Raw genomic sequence first — 18,019 nt, forward strand, 5'->3', positions numbered from 1 at the left:
ACTAAAATGTTATATTCTTTGCTAAAATCGTCTAAAAGACAAAATATTTCGATAATTTTACTGTCAGTAATCATAGATGAAGATATTTATTATTAACTTGTTATTCAGGCCATTAAGTCAATAATTTCTTCTCTATTTTACTAATAATTAATACCCTTTCTTAGCTCGAACTCACGTTAAACTTATTTTATTAGGCCTAAATGGCGACTAACTTATTATCAATCTATCAGAATTGATACAGACTCTTGTAAATAGAAATTTAAAAATATTTTAACTTCTGTAGAGTTTTGCGTACATCATAATCTTCAAATTAGTATAAATGCCTTTAATAAAGAAAAAACAATATAAATGATTCTTAAAATTAAATAGATATAGTTCTTATAATAAATTAACTATTATTCAAATAGAAAATTTACAGATAAGTTGTTTAAAATAAGTGTCGTAAAAGGTAAGTGAGAAAAATATGAGAAATTAAACCTAGAAAAGACCCTAGTTAATTATCTAATTTGACTCTTTTTATAGTTTCTAGGAGATTTTCCCATAAAATTCTTAAAAATTCTAGAGAAGTACAGAGGGTCTTCAAAACCAATTTTATAGCTAATTTCTTTTATACTTAAATCTGTATAATTCAAGTATTCACAAGCTTTTTGCGTTTTTTTAAGATTAAAAAAAACCATGATTGGATAACCTGTATTTGATTTAAATTTTGTGTGTAAGTAAGATTTAGAATAATTAAACTTTTCTGCAATTTCATCTAAAGAAAAGGTTTTATCTAAATTATCTAACAAGAATTTTTTTACTGAATTAATAATATTATCATTATTACTTCTATTAATTTCAAGATAAATATCTTGATAAACAAAAGAACTAATAAAATTTAAAGAAAGTAAATTAGCATATTCTATCTGGCCTTCTAAATTATTATGATCAAAAAGATTAAAAATTTTTTCAAATAACTTAATCTTTTCTATTGAAAATGGGGTTACTTTATAATTTTTTATATCCGTTAATTTATACCTATTGTAAAGTTGTTTTGCTGTTTTTCCTTTAAAATGAAACCAATAAATAGTCCAAGGATCAGAATCATCAGCCTGATACTCATGTTTTGTTTTTTTTGGAATAATAAAAAATTCATTGGGAGAAATAAAGTATTTAATACTATTTATTATTACTTCTCCTTTACCTTTTGTGCAATAAATAAAAATATAATCACTAGAGCCTTTGTTTCTTCTTCTAAAATGATTGTTTGCTTTTGGATAGTGTCCTAAACTACAAACATAAAAATTCTCTGTAATCTTGCTTTTTTTTGCGATACTCAATGTAGACTTAGGTAATGAAACTAGTTTTTGACCTAAAAAACCTTCTTTTAAAGCTGTAGTATGCATCTAAAATTATTTATTCAATAGATTAGTAATTTGGGGTATTAAATTATTTTATAAAAGTAATAAAAATAAAGCAATAAAATCTATAAATTAATAAAAAAAACAATATATTATAAGTAAATTCCTATTTTATCAAGTTATTGAAAAACGAATAAAAACATTTTTATCTATATTTTCAGTTAAAGTGTGCATTTTTTAATACCTGATTCATATTAGATTTGAAAAATATAGATATTTTTTTAAACATTTCTTAACAAAAACTAAATATAATGAGAATTATTAAATCCAAATTACCTCTTTTCGTCAGTTTTATACTAATCATTATAAGTTGTAATGATGATGCTGTAGTTGTAAATTCTATTCCAGAATTCACAACATTAGAAGAAAACATTTCCTCTTTACCGGGAGAAGATTTTATTTTTGAGGGAATTGTGTCAGATCCTGCAGGAATTAAATCGGTAAACTTTACTTATGAGCCTTGGTTTCTAAACAAAACAATTGTTAAGGATTCTTTGCCAGAAACTTACGAAATATCTTATCGTTTTAAAATTCCAGATGATGCTATCCCTAATAGTATTCATACAATACCAATGACAGTTTCTAACGCAGGTGACAAGACTACTGTAAAAAATATCACCATTACACTTGATAGAGATATAGAAAATCCAGTTATTAATATAGCAAGTCCTGTTAATGGTGCAACCGTTTTAATTGGTACTGCAGATGAAGTTAATTTAAATATTACTGTTACAGATAAAAATTTAGCAGAATTTAAAATAGAAAGTTCAGTATTAAATGAAACATTAGCTATTTCTGGTTCTTCATTTGAGTATGAAAAGGCGTTAAATATTACTGAGCCTGATACCTATACTTTTACAATAACTGTAACAGATACCTCAGGAAACGTTTCAACAGAAACGGTTTCTATGAATGTTTTAAATGAGCTGTCTTTTGATGTTATGTACATAACAGGTGTAACTAGTGAAGCTTTGTTAGTGTCTGATATTTTTGGAATACCTTATGTTACCTCTGCAAGTGAAGTTGCGGAAGAAGATGGTTTTGTGTTTATAGGACGATATTACTCACCAGCACCAAATACAGAAGTTCGATTTTTAGCTCAAAAAGGTTCGTTTGGTCCTTATACATTTGGAGTTGATACTAATACAGATGGAAGACTTGCTCTGGGAGATGATGTAACAGTAAGCCCTATAGTTTTACCAGAAGTAGGTTATTATGAAGTTAAGATGGACTTAAGAGATAGTTCTTACTCTGTAACATCATACATGCCTACAGATGATCCTTACACACAAATTTATATATTAGGTAGAGGTATTTATATTGATGATACTGTTTCTACTTGTACAGATAATACTACAAATGAAGACAGATGCTGGCATTTTAGATCAGGAAAACCTTTTACAAAAGATCCAAATAATTCCTATTTATGGACAATAGATGTAACTGTAAAAGATCATCCAAATGACGATGGTGTTAATGGTTTTATATTAAATGCAAACCCTGCCAGTTGGGCTCCATTTTGGAGAGTTGATAACGTAGAAGATCCAGAAGCTACAGTGCCAGGAGGTGGAGGTAATTATGTTTTTCCAGATAGTGCTTTAGATAAAGACTACACATTTACTTTTGATACACATTTAAACAGAATATCTGCAACAATTCGATAATTTAAATAACAATTAATTAATATAAATAATTACTATATGAAATATTTAGTTTTAATAATAGGCCTTTTTTTTCTCAGTTTTTCTGCTCAAGCTCAAAACACTGTAAAAGGGAGTGTTGTAGACGAAAATAACCAACTAATTCCAGGGGTTAGTGTTTTAGAAAAAAACACAAGTAATGGTGTACAAACAGATTTTGATGGTAATTTTTCTATCAAAGTAGATGAAAATGCTATATTGGTTTTTAGTTATTTAGGTTTCAAAAGCCAAGAAATAATTGTTGGAGATCAAAAAACTATCAAGGTAAAACTTACTCAAGATGTTGCTCAATTAGATGAAATTGTTGTAATTGGTTATGGTGCTGTAGGAAGAGATAAAATTGCAACGTCAATAGCTACAGTTACCGGAGAGGAAATTAATAAAGTTGTTGCTAGTAATCCTGCAGAAGCCTTGCAAGGTAGAGCAGCAGGTGTTCAGGTTTTGTCTAATGGAGGGGCACCAGGTGCTGCACCTCGTATTGTTATTCGTGGTATAACTTCACCTAATGGAACACAACCACTTATTGTATTAGATGGGGTTATGCTTCCTGCATCTACTTCTATTAACTTTATAAATCCACAAGACATTCAAACTATGCAAATTCTTAAAGATGCAGCAGCTTCTGCTATTTATGGATCTAGAGCATCAAATGGTGTGGTTTTAATTACTACAAAAAGAGGTAAGGAAGGTAAACCAACTATAAGTCTTGATGCTACTTTTGGAATGCAAAATATACAAAAGTTTAAAAGTGCCGGTGCTCAAGAATATATAAATGTAATGAATGCTAGAAGAATTAATGATGGTAATACACCAGACCCTAACCTTGCTGGTTTTACAGGTGAAGGCACTGATTGGTGGAATGAAGTTGTTGAAGATTTAGCACCAGTTACCAATGTTAATCTAAGAGCGTCTGGTGGTAGCGAAAATATTAAATATTCTGCTAGTGTTGGCGTGTTTGATCAGCGTTCAAACTTACAAATAGGTTTTTTTCAGAAAATTAATACAAGATTTAACGTAGATTTTAAAATATCTGACAAACTTCAATTAAAACAAGATGTTAGTGTGAGGCTTCAAAATTCAGAAAATACACCTAATATATTATTCAATACATTAAGAGTAGATCCAGTAACACCTGTTTTTGTAAATCAAAGTGAGCGTATAGGCCGAAATGAGTTTAGTATATATGGTTTTTCTAGAAATTTAGTACCCAACCCTGTTGGGCAATTAGCCAGAACTTTTAACGAAGATAATTTCAATGAATTTTTTACAAATACTCAGTTAAACTATAAAATTAATAGTGATTTAACATTTTCATCTCAACTTGGATTAACGTTTTCTGGCTGGAGACGTAAAAATTTTAATCCTGAATTTGAATTGGGACCAACTCAATTACGAGATATAAATAGTGTAAATGATAGAATTGATCAAAACTTTGATTATGTATTTAATAATACCTTGACTTTTGAAAAAACTATTAAAGATAAACATTATGTTAATTTCTTGGCAGGTGCGTTAGTTGATTCACAAAGTACAAACTTTATACGAGGGGAGAGAGAAGGGATTCCAAGTAATACAAATGTAGATTTAAGGCAGTTAAATGGAGCTGAAGGCGAGGCTCAGTTTGTTACAGGTAATCAAGGAACAGATAATATATTATCTGGTGTTTTTAGAGGTATTTATAGTTTTGATAACAAATATATTGTTAATGGATCTGTAAGGGTAGATCAATCTTCCCGATTTCCTAAAGATTCTCGAACTGGTGTATTTTCAAGTGCATCTTTTTCATGGGATGTAGATTCAGAAGATTTCTTTGAAAGCGAATACATAAATAATTTACGTTTTAAGGTTGGTTTTGGTGAAGTAGGGAATCAAGATATAAGCAGAGATGGACAGTTTTTCTCTGTTGGTTCTGGAGATTTTGTTTTTGGACAAGAAAGAGTGATTGCTAATTTTTTAGGAAGATTTGGTAATCCTAACCTAAGATGGGAAACAGTAAGGGATCAAAACTTTGGTGTTGAAATGGGTTTTTTAAATAATACTATTACCTTTTCTGCAGAATATTATAAAAGAACATCAAAAGATTTATTGTTTAATGTGGAATCTCCAAATTTTACAGGAATTCCTGGGCTAGTTGCTCAAAATGTAGGGAGTTTTGATTCTTCTGGTTTTGATTTACAGCTTGGATATAACAACCAATGGGGCGATTTTTCTTTAGGACTTAATCTTACAGCTTCAACTAACGAGAGTAGAGCTTCTGAATTAGCACCTGGTAACGAGCAAATTTTAGGGGGTAGAAGTGCTGTTTTAGGTAACAGGTTTTTAAAAATTACAGAATTAGGAAGAACTGTAGGACTTTTTTATGGTTTTAAAACTGACGGAATCTTTCAAAATCAAACTGAATTAAATTCTCATACTTCAGAAGATGGAACAATTATTCAGCCTAATGCACAACCTGGTGATTTAAGATATGTTGATACAGATGGAAATGGAACGATTAATGATGATGATTTACAAGTAATAGGAAATCCTTTTGCAGATATTATAGGTGGTCTTACTGTAAATATGGAATACAAAAAATTTGATTTATCAATGCAATTATATGGTACAGCTGGTAATGATGTGTTTAATTTTAATAGGCAATATATAAATTCAGGTACTCAAAACTTAAACGTTGTTGCAGGGGCATTAGATAGAGTATGGTCACCAACAAACACAGGTGCAGAGTTCCCAAGATTATCAGAAGTAGACTTAAATGGTAATTATCAAAGACCTTCAGATTTATTTGTAGAAGACGGGTCTTATTTAAGATTAAGGAATCTTCAAATAGGGTATAATTTTGATTTTAAAGGTATTAAAAAGTTTCGTTTATATGTTTCTGGTCAAAACTTATTAACTTTTACAAAATACACTGGTTTTGACCCAGAAGTAGCCTCGGGGAACAACGTTATTAATAATTTCGGTTTAGATTTCTCTCGTAACCCAGTGGCTAGAACATTTTTATTAGGATTAAATTTAACATTATAAAATTATGAAAAAATCTATTATATTCTTAATTATTTACACAACTATGTTTACTGTAAGTTGTGACACAGATAAATTTTTAGATCAGCCTTTGCAAGGAAGACAGCAATTAGATGATTTCTTTTCTACATCTAGTAGTGCAGAAACATTTGTGAACGGAATTTATCAATTGGTAAATGGTACCAATTGGAATCAAGTTAATTTTCAACGTCAAATTAATGAAATGGCGTCTGATGATAACTGGGCTGGAAATACAAGACAGCCAAGACCAGATATTACAGGTATTGCTCAGTATAATGTATTTCCTGGTTCTACATATTTTAATTTATTTTGGGAAAATCATTATATTGGTATTACAAGAGCTAATATATCATTAGATCGTATTCCTGAAGTAGATATAGAAGAAGAAAAAAAGCAACAATTTATTGCTGAAGCAAAATTTTTAAGAGCTTTTTTTTATTTTGATTTAGTTAGAAATTTTGGGGGTGTGCCAATTGTAACTACTTATAATGAAATTTTAGAACCATCAATAAATGATAAAGTGAGGTCTTCTGTTCCTGAAGTTTATACGTTTATAGAGAAAGATTTATTAGAAGCTATTGATGATTTACCATTAAAAAGTGAACAAAATTCTTCTGAAAGTGGAAGAGTTACAAAAGGTGCAGCACAATCATTACTAGCAAAAGTATATTTGTTTGAAGAAAAGTGGGGACTAGCACAAACCATGGCTTTTAATGTTATGCAGTCAGGAGAATATAGCTTAGAACCAGACTTTGCAGATATTTATAGTGTAGATAATGTGGATGGTGTAGAGTCTATTTTTGAGATTCAATATATTAATAATCCTGCATTTCCTAATATTGGTGGTCAGTTTTCTATTACCAATGGTAGTCGTGGAGATCGTGGTTGGGGCTGGGCATCACCAACAAGTGATTTAGAAAATGCTTTTTTAAGTGAAAATGATGTAATTCGCTTAAGATCTACAATTATAAAACATGGAGAACCTGTTTTTGGTGATGATACAGTAACATCGTTTAATGGTTTACCTGAAGAAAATAAATCGGGTCGTACCAATAGAAAGTATTATGTACCTACAGATAAAAGGCCAGAACCATATCAGAGAGGTCAGATACCTTTACATTACATACATCTAAGATTGGCAGATGTTATTCTTATTCATGCTGAAGCAGCATATTTTAATAATGATGAACCTGCAGCTAAAAGTTCTTTAAAGTTAATTAGAGATAGAGTTCAGTTGCCTTCTAATAATGCTCTAACTGGAGATGCTTTAAGAGATGCTATTTGGAAAGAAAGACGTTTAGAATTGGCTTTAGAACAACATAGATTGTACGATATTAGAAGACAAAAAATAAATGGTGTACCAAGAATAGCACTTATATTAGGACCAGAGGGGTCTTTTGTAAAATATAATACTGAGGTAAGTACAGATCCTTTTGAAACTACTAATTTACTAGAACCACAAAATAGCGGTACTCTATTTGATCCAAATATTCACTTGTTATGGCCAATACCTCCAGAAGAGATTCAATTGTCTAGAGGTAAAATCGAACAAAATCCAGAATACTAATTTTATCAATATAATAGTATAGTTTTTTAAGAAGCGACTTTAATAGTTGTAATTAAAAAAAAGAATTAGGCTCATTTTTTAATAGGAAATTTTACATAGCTTCTGTTAGTTCAATAAAAATTATTTTAAACTAACAGAGGCCAAATAATAGACTTAATAATGCTTTTTGTGAGAATATTTATAAGAAAAATTGATAACAAATGAATGATCAAAATCATTTAAAGATAATCTAATTAACTATTAACTATCCAAACCTATTTAATTAATAAATACATTTTACTCTTAAATAAATATTAAAAGATGATATATAATATAAAACCAATTAAAACCATTTTAGTTGTAATGATTACTTTTCTAATTGTTGCATGTGATACCGATGGACCTACAGACCCTAATGACCCTAAATTTGATGATATTACAGGGCAAGAGACTGTAGATGATAATGATAGTAATGGTGAAGAAGTAGTAATTAAAGCCAATGCAGATGTAACGCTTTCAGTTGATGCAACTGATGGTGTAGATATTAATCCTGAAATATTTGGTGTTAATAACGATTGGAGAAGGGTTCCACAAACTACATTTACTGCTTTTTACGAGTTGTTAGAAAATGTTAATTATGAATTGGTAAGATTTCCTGGAGGTTGGGAATCTGAATTTTATGACTGGGATGCCAATAGAACGCCAACTTGGAATAGTAGACCTACCTTACCTGGGGCGTCTATGGAGGATGTAAAAGGAAAAACAAATAAATACAGCGTTGTTATACCAACTGCAGATGCAATGAATAGAGTAATGAACTCTACTCAATGGAACAGAGCTATGGACGCGTTAAAAGTATCAGCTGAAAAAGCAATTATAAAATCTAATATAGGTGATGGTATTGTAGAAATTGGTAATGAATGGTGGTTGCAAAGAGCAGGTGGTGTTAGTAGAGCTCAAAAATTAGACAAATATGTAAATATTGCTATGAATTTAGCAGAATTTATCAATACTAAATTTCCAAACCGTACTTTTAAATTATTGATTAATGGAGATTATACTGTGCCATCCGAGTTTACGAGCATGAAAGATAAATTTACAAAAGCCTACGATCAAATAGACGGGGTTGCATTGCATACTTATGTAGGTTATCAAAGTTCCACTCACAATATGGCAGACTTAGAACAAAGAATAAAGGATTGTGCAAACAATTTTAACCCTCAAAAAAAATATATTTATTTATCTGAATGGATGCCGTCTAGAGATTATAATGACAGTGCTTTATACATGGAGGCAGCTAATATTATTCCAGATATTATTCAAATTTATGCTAGAGCAGGTGCAGATGCAGGTGCATATTGGCCTCCAGTAAATACACCAGTTCCAGGTTTAGGTATCACAAACTGGAATTACTCACTTATATACCCAGTTGGTCAAATCTTTGCAGATCTGTCAACTGACTATAAAGGCAAGGCTTTAAAAACATCATCAAACAGATTTCATTTAGCAGCTGCACAGCATAGTTCAGAAACAATGGTATTGTACATTACAGGAGGTAATGAAGAATCTAAAAAAGTTGCCGTTAAGATAAATGGATTTACAGTTTCAGATATTGTATCTGTAGAAAGGTTTGTTCCAAATGACTATTCTGAAACAGGTAAAGCAGCAGCATATAAAACAGAAGTTGCAACAGCACAAATAAGCTCTGATAACGAGGTGTTTTTTGATATAAATAAAGAAGGAAAATATCAAATATATAAAATAGTAGTTAGAGGTGATTAATTATACATAGTCTAGTTTTAACGAGCTGTATAGTTCAATAAATTTAAATTATAAAATAACCATTATTCAAGTTGTAAAAGAATAATGGTTTTTTATTGAACTAAATTTTATAATCATGATTTTTAAATATCATAGAATCAACTATTTTTTAAGTTACAAATGTAATTTTATTATAAAATATTGAAGTCATTTTTTAAGGGTATGTTAAAAAAGTAAATGATTTAAGTAATATTATCTATGTTTCTACTTATATAAGCTATTTTGTAAGGCTTTTTTTACTCTAAATTTGTGATTAAGACTCACATCTATATGAAAAATAGTATACTTTATATTTTTTCTTTCATGTTACTTTTATTCTCAAAAGATATTAGTTCACAGGTATTAAAAATATCTATAAATAAAAATAAATCTTACCAAGAAATTAAAGGCTTTGGAGCCTCTGACGCTTGGCGTTGTCAATATGTGGGTTCAAATTGGCCGCAAGAGAAAAAAGAAAGAATAGCAGAATTATTATTTAGTAAAGAGATTGATAAAGATGGGCAACCTAAAGGGATAGGTCTCAGTTTTTGGCGTTTTTATATTGGAGCAGGTACAAAAGAACAAGGTAGTGATTCTAATATAAAAAACGAATGGAGAAGAGCAGAATCCTTTATAAATGCTGATGGAAATTACGATTGGAGTAAACAAAAAGGGCAACAGTGGTTTTTGCAAGAAGCCAAATCTTATGGGGTAGATAATTTTTTAGCTTTTTCAATTTCTGCACCTGTTCAATGGACTTTAAACGGAAAAGGTTATGGAGAAAATATAAAATCTCCTAAAATAAACCTTAAAACAGACAAGTTTGGTGACTATGCTAAATTTATGGTAGATTTTCTTACTTACTTTAAATCAGAAGGAATTGATTTTAATTATTTAAGTCCAATTAACGAACCACAATGGCAATGGGAAAAAAGAACTCAAGAAGGAACACCAGCAACAAATAAGGATATTTTAGACATTACCAAATTAGTAGATAAGCATATAAATGAAAGAAAATTATCTACAAAAATTGTTTTAGCAGAAGCTGCAGATTTACGTTGGTTATATTCAAGTTATGGAAAATCAGAAAGAGGTAATCAAATAGATTATTTTTTCAATAATAAAGTTAAGGTTAAAAGTTTAGATAAAACAATTTCGGGGCACAGTTATTTTACAACATGGCCAGTAGAAAGTTTAATTTCTGTAAGACAAGATTTAAATCAAAAATTAAAGCAATATTCCAATTTAGAGTATTGGCAAAGTGAATTCTGCATTCTTGAGAAAAACGATGATATTGGAGGTGGAGGTAAAAGAGATTTAGGCATGGCAACTGCTTTATACGTTGCAAGAGTTATGCATGCAGATTTAACCTTAGCAAATACAAGTTCTTGGCAATGGTGGACTGCATTAACTAATGCAGATTATAAAGATGGACTTATATATCTAGACACTGGAAACCCAGAAGATATGTACAATTTAAACTCCTTAAAATTTAATGGTAATTTTCATGATTCTAAACTTTTATGGGCATTTGGTAACTACTCTAGATTTGTGAAACCAAGAATGATTCGTGTTGATGCTAACTTTAATAGAGAAGAAAAATTATTAGAACAATATAAAAATATAATGTGTTCTACTTATTTAAATCCTAAAACAGAAGAGTATGTTTCTGTTGTTATTAATTATAGTAATAAAGATAGAAAAGTTCAATTTAATGATTTTTATGTAGATAGAATCTACGTTACTTCTAATGATAATAACTTAAAATTAATAAAAAGCAGTAGTACTATCAATATTAAAGCAAAATCAATAAATACAATAATAGGACATAAAATATAATGAATATGAAAACAGTTTTTAAAAAGAAATTAGAGTTGATTCTGTATACTTTACTTGCAACTTTTATATTAAATGCTTGTAAAGGAAAATCTACTGTTCAAAAAGTAGTAAAAAAGAAACCCAATATTCTTTTTATAGTTGCTGACGATTTAGGTGCACATGATTTAGGTTATGCTGGAAGTACTTACTATGAAACGCCAAATATTGATGCAATAGCTAAGGAAGGTGTTGAATTTACACAAGGTTATGCTGCTGCACAAGTCTGTAGCCCTTCAAGAGCAAGTTTAATGACAGGACAGTATACTGCAAGACATGGTATAACAGAATGGATTGGTGCATTAAGTGGAGAAGAATGGGGTAAAAAAGTAAACACAAAAGTATTACCACCAGATTATGAACATACAATTCCTGTAGAAAATATTACAATAGCAGAAGCTTTTAAAGAAGGTGGTTATAAAACTTTTTTTGCAGGTAAATGGCATATAGGAGACGTGCCTTATGGTCCAGAAAGTAATGGTTTCGATATAAATATTGGTGGTTGGGAAGTTGGTGGTCCCAAAGGAGGTTATTATGCACCTTGGAGAAATCCAAAATTAGATTATAAATATGATGGAGAAAATTTAACTAAAAGATTAGCAATAGAAACTGCAGATTTTATGACGGCTAATAAAGATGAGCCATTTTTTGCTTTTTTATCTTTTTATGCAGTACATGGGCCAATTGAAACCACACAAGAAAAATGGAATAAATATAGAAACAAAGCAGAGGCTCAAGGAATACCAGAAAAAGGTTTTGAAATGGAGCGTATTTTACCAATAAGAACTGTACAAGACAACCCTATTTATGCTGGTTTGCTAGAATCTATGGATGATGCAATTGGTCTTGTTTTAAATAGGTTAAAAGAATTAGGTTTAGATGAAAATACAATTATAGTTTTTACTTCAGATAATGGAGGTGTTGCAAGTGGTGATGCATTTTCTACGACAAATTTTCCCTTAAGAGGAGGGAAAGGATATCAATGGGAAGGTGGTATTAGAGAACCATACTTGATTAAAGCTCCTATGTTAAAAAACTTACCAAAAGCAGTAAGTTACCCTGTTTCTGGTATAGATTTTTATCCAACACTCTTAGACTTAGCAGGAGTAGAAAAAAATCCTAAGCAAGTAGTTGATGGCGTTAGTTTAGTGCCATTGTTAAAAGGAAAATCTCTTGAAGATAGAGCGTTATTTTGGCATTATCCACATTATGGTAACCAAGGAGGTGAACCTGTAAGTATCATCAGAAAAAATGAATATAAATTGATTCACTATTATGAAGATGGTCATGATGAGTTATATAATTTGTCTACAGATGCTAGAGAGTTAAATAATATATCCTCTATAAACTCAGAAAAAGCAAAAGAATTAAGAGTTGAGTTAGATGCATATTTACAAAGTGTAAATGCAAAAGTACCTAGAGTAAATAAAAATTACGATGCAAAAAAAGCAACAGCATTATACAATAGAAGAAAAACTCATATGATGCGAAATTTAGAAAAGCAGCGTAAAGATTTTTTACAAAAAGATTTTAAACCAAATGCAGATTGGTATAACAGTAGCCTAACTAAAGACTAATTACTTACAATATATTATGGAAATCAATCAACAAAATAGTTTAGAAAATACTAAATTCAATTTTAAATATTTACTCTTTTTAGCACTAGCTTCTGCAATGGGAGGTTTTTTATTCGGCTATGACTGGGTAGTAATTGGTGGTGCAAAACCATTTTATGAATTATTTTTTGAAATAAGTGATATGCCAACCCTACAAGGGTGGGCTATGAGTAGTGCTTTAATTGGCTGTATTTTTGGAGCCATAATATCTGGTTTTGTAGCAGATCGTTTTGGTCGTAAGTTTCCATTAATTTTTGCAGCAGTATTATTTACTCTTTCAGCTTTTGGTACAGGTTATGTTGATAATTTTACTCCCTTTATTTTTTACAGATTATTAGGCGGTTTAGGTATTGGTTTGGCCTCTACTTTATCGCCAATGTATATTGCAGAAATTGCACCCGCTAAATACAGAGGCCAGTTTGTAGCTATTAACCAATTGACTTTAGTAATCGGAATTTTAGTAGCACAAATTGCAAATTTTTTAATAGCAGAACCTGTTTTAGATGAGGCTAATATGTTGGATTCTTGGAATGGGCAAAGTGGTTGGAGATGGATGTTTTGGGCAGAATTAATTCCTGCATTTTTGTTTTTTGGATTAATGTTTTTAGTTCCAAAAAGTCCACGTTTTTTAATGAAAATTAATAATACAGCTGCAGCTAAAAAAGTATTGGCTAAAATTGGAGGAGATGCTTATGCAGAAGAAGAAGTTAAAAATATTGCTTTAACACTAAAAGAAAGTGGTACAGCTAAAATAAAATTTTCAGATTTTAAAAGTCCAAAAGTAAAACCAATTTTAATTATTGGTATTGTATTGGCTGTTTTTCAGCAATGGTGTGGAATAAATATCATTTTTAATTATGCAGAAGAAATTTTTACAGCTGCTGGTTATAGTGTTGGAGATATGTTATTTAACATAGTAATTACAGGTAGTGTGAATTTAATTTTTACCATAATTGCAATGAGAACTGTAGATAGTTGGGGTCGTAGAAAACTAATGCTATTTGGTTCTATTGGTTTAGGGTTGGTGTACGCTATTTTAGGTGGTGCATATTTTATGCAGTATACTGGTTGGCCAGTTTTGGTATTAGTACTTACTGCAATTGCTATTTATTCAATGTCTTTAGCACCAATTACATGGGTGGTTTTATCAGAGATTTTTCCAAATAAAATTAGAGGAATTGCTATGTCTATAGCAACATTTTCTTTATGGGTTGCATCTTTTATTTTAACGTTTACATTCCCAATTTTAAATGATGCTTTAGGAGCTTCAGGAACATTTTGGGTTTATAGTATTATCTGTGTTTTAGGGTTTTTATTTATAAAAAATAAATTACCAGAAACCAAAGGAAAAAGCTTAGAAGAAATAGAAGTAGAATTAACTAAAGATAAATAATGTATTAGATGCTACTATATTTAAATAAAACATACAAAATTTTTGCACTTTGCTTTTTAATGATTTTTCAGTTTGCTTGTGCACAACAAAAAGTGGTAACATCAAAAAATGAAATAACAACCACATATTTAGATTCAATTAAAGTAAAATTGAATAAAAAATGGCCAAAGAATCAGTTTGTTAATTTAGTTTTTCATGGGCATTCTGTTCCTTCTGGTTATACAACCAAAGGTGTGGTAGATCGTTTACAAGCATATCCTTTTAGAACATTAAAAAAAGTCAATGACTACTACCCTTATTCTGTTGTAAATACTATTACAACATCAATTGGTGGCGAACAATCAGAACAGGGTGCAAAAAGATTTAAAGACGAAGTTCTAAATTACAAACCAGATGTACTTTTTATAGATTATGCTTTAAATGATAGAGGAATTGGTTTAGAAAGAGCCAAAATTGCTTGGGAAAAAATGATTGTTGAAGCTTTGGAATATGGTACAAAAGTAATTTTATTAACACCAACACCAGATTTAAGAGAAGATATTACATCCGAAGAAACAAAATTAGCAAAACATAGTGCACAAATTAGAGCGTTAGCAAAAAAATACAAGGTTGGTTTAATTGATAGTTATTACCTATTTAGAGAATTAGCAAAAACACAACCTTTAGTGGGTTATATGTCACAAAATAATCACATCAACCAAAAAGGACATCAGTTTGTTGCAGATGCAATATTCGAATATTTTAAGTCATCTATAAAGTAATTGTTATATGAAATTTTACAATACTATAAAGTACCTTCTTATTTGCCTTACACTTTTTGTCTTGTTTGTTTCTTGTGGAAATGAAAAAGACAATGGTATTGATTTGTCTGGCGAATGGAATTTTAAAATTGATTCATTAGATAAAGGAGTTTCAGAAAAATGGTATAAAGTTCAGTTTTTAGATACTATTACATTACCAGGTTCTATGAATACTAATAACAAAGGTGATGAATTGAGTGTAAAAACAAAATGGACAGGTAATATTTGGGACAATGACAGTGTTTGGTTCAAAGACCCAAAAATGGCAAAATACCGTCAAAAAGGTAATATTAAACTTCCTTTTTGGTTAACACCAAATAAAAAATATACAGGAGCAGCTTGGTATCAGAAAAAAGTAACCATTCCTGCAGATTGGAAAGGCAAAAACATTAATTTATACTTAGAAAGAGTGCATTGGGAATCTACAGTTTGGGTAGATGCTATAAAAGTAGGCATGCAAAACAGTCTTTCTACTGCTCATAATTATAATTTAGGTAATGTATTAACTGTTGGCGAACACACAATTACAGTTAGAGTAGATAACCGTGTAAAAGATATAGATGTAGGTTTAGATGCACATAGCATCTCAGACAATACCCAGAGTAACTGGAATGGTATTATTGGTGACATTAAACTAGTTGCAAAGCCTAAAATAGCGATAGGCAATGTAAAACTATATCCTAATGTTGCAGACAAAAAGGTAAAAGTTGTAATTCAAATTGAAAGCGAAATTTCTAATGTACAAATAGGGAGATTGTTTTTAGAGGCAACTGAGAAATCTACAACAAATGTTATAAAAGAATCAAAGAAAGATTTTAAAGATATAGTTATTAACGGAAATCAAGAAGTTGTTTTAGAATATGATATGGGTGATAACCCAAAACTTTGGGATGAATTCAACCCTAATGTTTATCAAATGCAAATCACTTTAGATTCTAAATTTGGAGTCGATACAAAAAACATCGACTTTGGAATGCGAGAATTTAAAGCTGATGGTAAAGTATTTACAATTAATGGAAGAAAAACATTTTTAAGAGGAACTTTAGAAAGTGCAATTTTTCCATTAACTGGCTATCCCCCAACAGATGTTGATGCTTGGAAAGCAATTTATAAAATAATTAAAAATCACGGATTAAATCATGTGCGTTTTCATTCTTGGTGTCCACCAAAAGCAGCATTTACAGCTGCGGATCAAGAAGGTATTTACTTACAAGTAGAAGCCTCTGCTTGGACAAAAATTGGAGATGGAGAGCCTATTGATAGATGGTTATATAAAGAAGGTGAAGACATTATAAATGCCTATGGAAATCATCCGTCTTTTGTAATGATGACTTATGGTAATGAGCCAAGTGGAAAAAATCAAAAAGAGTACTTAAAAAACTATGTAGATTTTCTTAGAAGTTTAGACCCTTCAAAAATGTACACAAGTGCTGCAGGCTGGCCAATGTTAGATAATTTAGACTTTTTTAATCATAGAGGACCAAGAATACAAGGTTGGAATGAGAATTTGAAAAGTGTAATTAACGCAAAAGCACCTCAAACTTTATTTGATTGGAGCAATTTTATAGACAAAACACCAATGCCTTATGTAAGTCATGAAATGGGACAATGGTGTGTATATCCAAATTTTGAAGAAATGTCTAAATATACTGGCGTTTTAAAACCAAAGAATTTTGAAATATTTCAAGAAACGTTAGTAGAAAACGGAATGGCAGATTTAGCGAAACAGTTTTTAATGGCTTCTGGTAAATTACAAACTCTATGCTACAAAGCAGATATTGAAGCTGCTCTAAGAACCAAAAATATGGCTGGTTTTCAACTATTAGATTTACACGATTTTCCTGGTCAAGGTACTGCCCTTATTGGAGTTTTAGATGCTTTTTGGGGGGAAAAAGGATATGTTTCTCCTGATGAGTTTAGAGCATTTAGTGGTCAAACAGTTCCTCTGGCACGTTTTACTAAAAGAACGTTTAAAAATATAGATACACTTAATGTAAAAGTTGAAGTTGCCCATTTTGGAGAAAAAATATTGAAAGATGTTACACCAACATGGGTACTGAAAACAACTGATAATACCACTTTTGCAGAAGGGAATTTATCAAAAAAAGATATTGAAATTGGAAACGGAATTCAATTAGGAGAAATCAATGTATCACTTTTAAAAATTGATAAAGCACAAAAACTAACGCTTTCTGTAGCTGTAAAAGAGTTTACAAATACTTGGGATTTATGGGTGTATCCAAATGAAAAACCAATAATTTCAAATGAAGAGAATATAACAGTTGTTAATAAATTAGATGCTAAAACTATCGATTACTTAAATAAAGGAGGCAACGTTTTATTCAATATTACCAAAGGAGATATTGCTCTAGAAAAGGGAGGAGATATTGGTATCGGTTTTTCTAGTATTTTTTGGAATACTTCTTGGACCAATGGCCAAAAGCCACATACGTTGGGTATTTTATGTAATCCTAAACATCCTGCTTTGGCAGATTTCCCAACAGAATACCACTCTAATTGGCAATGGTGGGATGCTATGAGTAACTCTAACGCAATTATTTTAGATGATTTGCCAGCACTTACTCCAATTGTAAGAGTTGTAGATGATTGGTTTAAAAACAGAAAATTAGCACTTGTTTTTGAAGTTAAAGTGGGCAAAGGAAAATTAGTAATGTCTGGCATAGACTTACATACAAATTTAGAAACAAGATTAGAGGCTAAACAACTTTTATATAGTTTAAAAAAATATATGACTTCCAATAGCTTTAAACCTAAAATAAAATTAGAAATAAACCAAATTAAAAATTTGTTGAAATAGTGCATTAAAAAACTATAAGAAAACCTAAC

At 30.3% G+C, this 18,019-nt stretch carries 10 protein-coding genes; 9 read left to right on the top strand and 1 reads right to left on the bottom strand.

Annotation, left to right across the window (positions count from 1 at the left end; translation table 11 throughout):
- Nucleotides 1-497 precede the first annotated feature (497 nt).
- Nucleotides 498-1,385, bottom strand: coding sequence for an AraC family transcriptional regulator (locus Q0731_RS12355; protein WP_299064554.1), 888 nt, complete (start codon nt 1,383-1,385; stop codon nt 498-500).
- A gap of 266 nt (nt 1,386-1,651) precedes the next feature.
- On the opposite strand from Q0731_RS12355, the gene Q0731_RS12360 reads away from it, so the two are divergent.
- The 9 genes from Q0731_RS12360 (at nt 1,652) to Q0731_RS12400 (ending at nt 17,990) form a co-directional block, all read left to right on the top strand.
- Nucleotides 1,652-3,064 carry a hypothetical protein gene (locus Q0731_RS12360; protein ID WP_299064556.1) on the top strand — a complete coding sequence of 471 codons (1,413 nt, stop codon included), beginning with the start codon at nt 1,652-1,654 and terminating at the stop codon, nt 3,062-3,064.
- 36 nt (nt 3,065-3,100) lie between these two features.
- Nucleotides 3,101-6,124, top strand: coding sequence for a TonB-dependent receptor (locus Q0731_RS12365; protein ID WP_299064558.1), 3,024 nt, complete (start codon nt 3,101-3,103; stop codon nt 6,122-6,124).
- Between the two features lie 4 nt (nt 6,125-6,128).
- Nucleotides 6,129-7,709, top strand: a complete 1,581-nt coding sequence (locus tag Q0731_RS12370; RefSeq protein ID WP_299064560.1) for a RagB/SusD family nutrient uptake outer membrane protein — start codon at nt 6,129-6,131, stop codon at nt 7,707-7,709.
- 300 nt (nt 7,710-8,009) lie between these two features.
- Nucleotides 8,010-9,470 carry a hypothetical protein gene (locus tag Q0731_RS12375; RefSeq protein WP_299064561.1) on the top strand — a complete coding sequence of 487 codons (1,461 nt, stop codon included), beginning with the start codon at nt 8,010-8,012 and terminating at the stop codon, nt 9,468-9,470.
- A 342-nt stretch (nt 9,471-9,812) separates the two neighbouring features.
- Nucleotides 9,813-11,327: a glycoside hydrolase gene (locus Q0731_RS12380; RefSeq protein WP_299064563.1), complete on the top strand. Its 1,515-nt coding sequence runs from the start codon at nt 9,813-9,815 to the stop codon at nt 11,325-11,327.
- Between the two features lie 5 nt (nt 11,328-11,332).
- Nucleotides 11,333-12,940, top strand: coding sequence for a sulfatase (locus Q0731_RS12385; RefSeq protein WP_299064564.1), 1,608 nt, complete (start codon nt 11,333-11,335; stop codon nt 12,938-12,940).
- 16 nt (nt 12,941-12,956) lie between these two features.
- Nucleotides 12,957-14,372, top strand: a complete 1,416-nt coding sequence (locus Q0731_RS12390) for a sugar porter family MFS transporter (protein ID WP_299064566.1) — start codon at nt 12,957-12,959, stop codon at nt 14,370-14,372.
- A gap of 59 nt (nt 14,373-14,431) precedes the next feature.
- Nucleotides 14,432-15,133, top strand: a complete 702-nt coding sequence (locus Q0731_RS12395; RefSeq protein WP_299064568.1) for an SGNH/GDSL hydrolase family protein — start codon at nt 14,432-14,434, stop codon at nt 15,131-15,133.
- 7 nt (nt 15,134-15,140) lie between these two features.
- A complete protein-coding gene (locus Q0731_RS12400; protein WP_299064569.1) occupies nt 15,141-17,990 on the top strand; it encodes a sugar-binding domain-containing protein in 2,850 nt (949 codons plus the stop codon).
- The last annotated feature ends 29 nt before the right edge of the window (nt 17,991-18,019 follow it).

The sequence above is a fragment of the uncultured Polaribacter sp. genome, from assembly GCF_947497695.1.
Classification (GTDB): Bacteria; Bacteroidota; Bacteroidia; order Flavobacteriales; family Flavobacteriaceae; genus Polaribacter.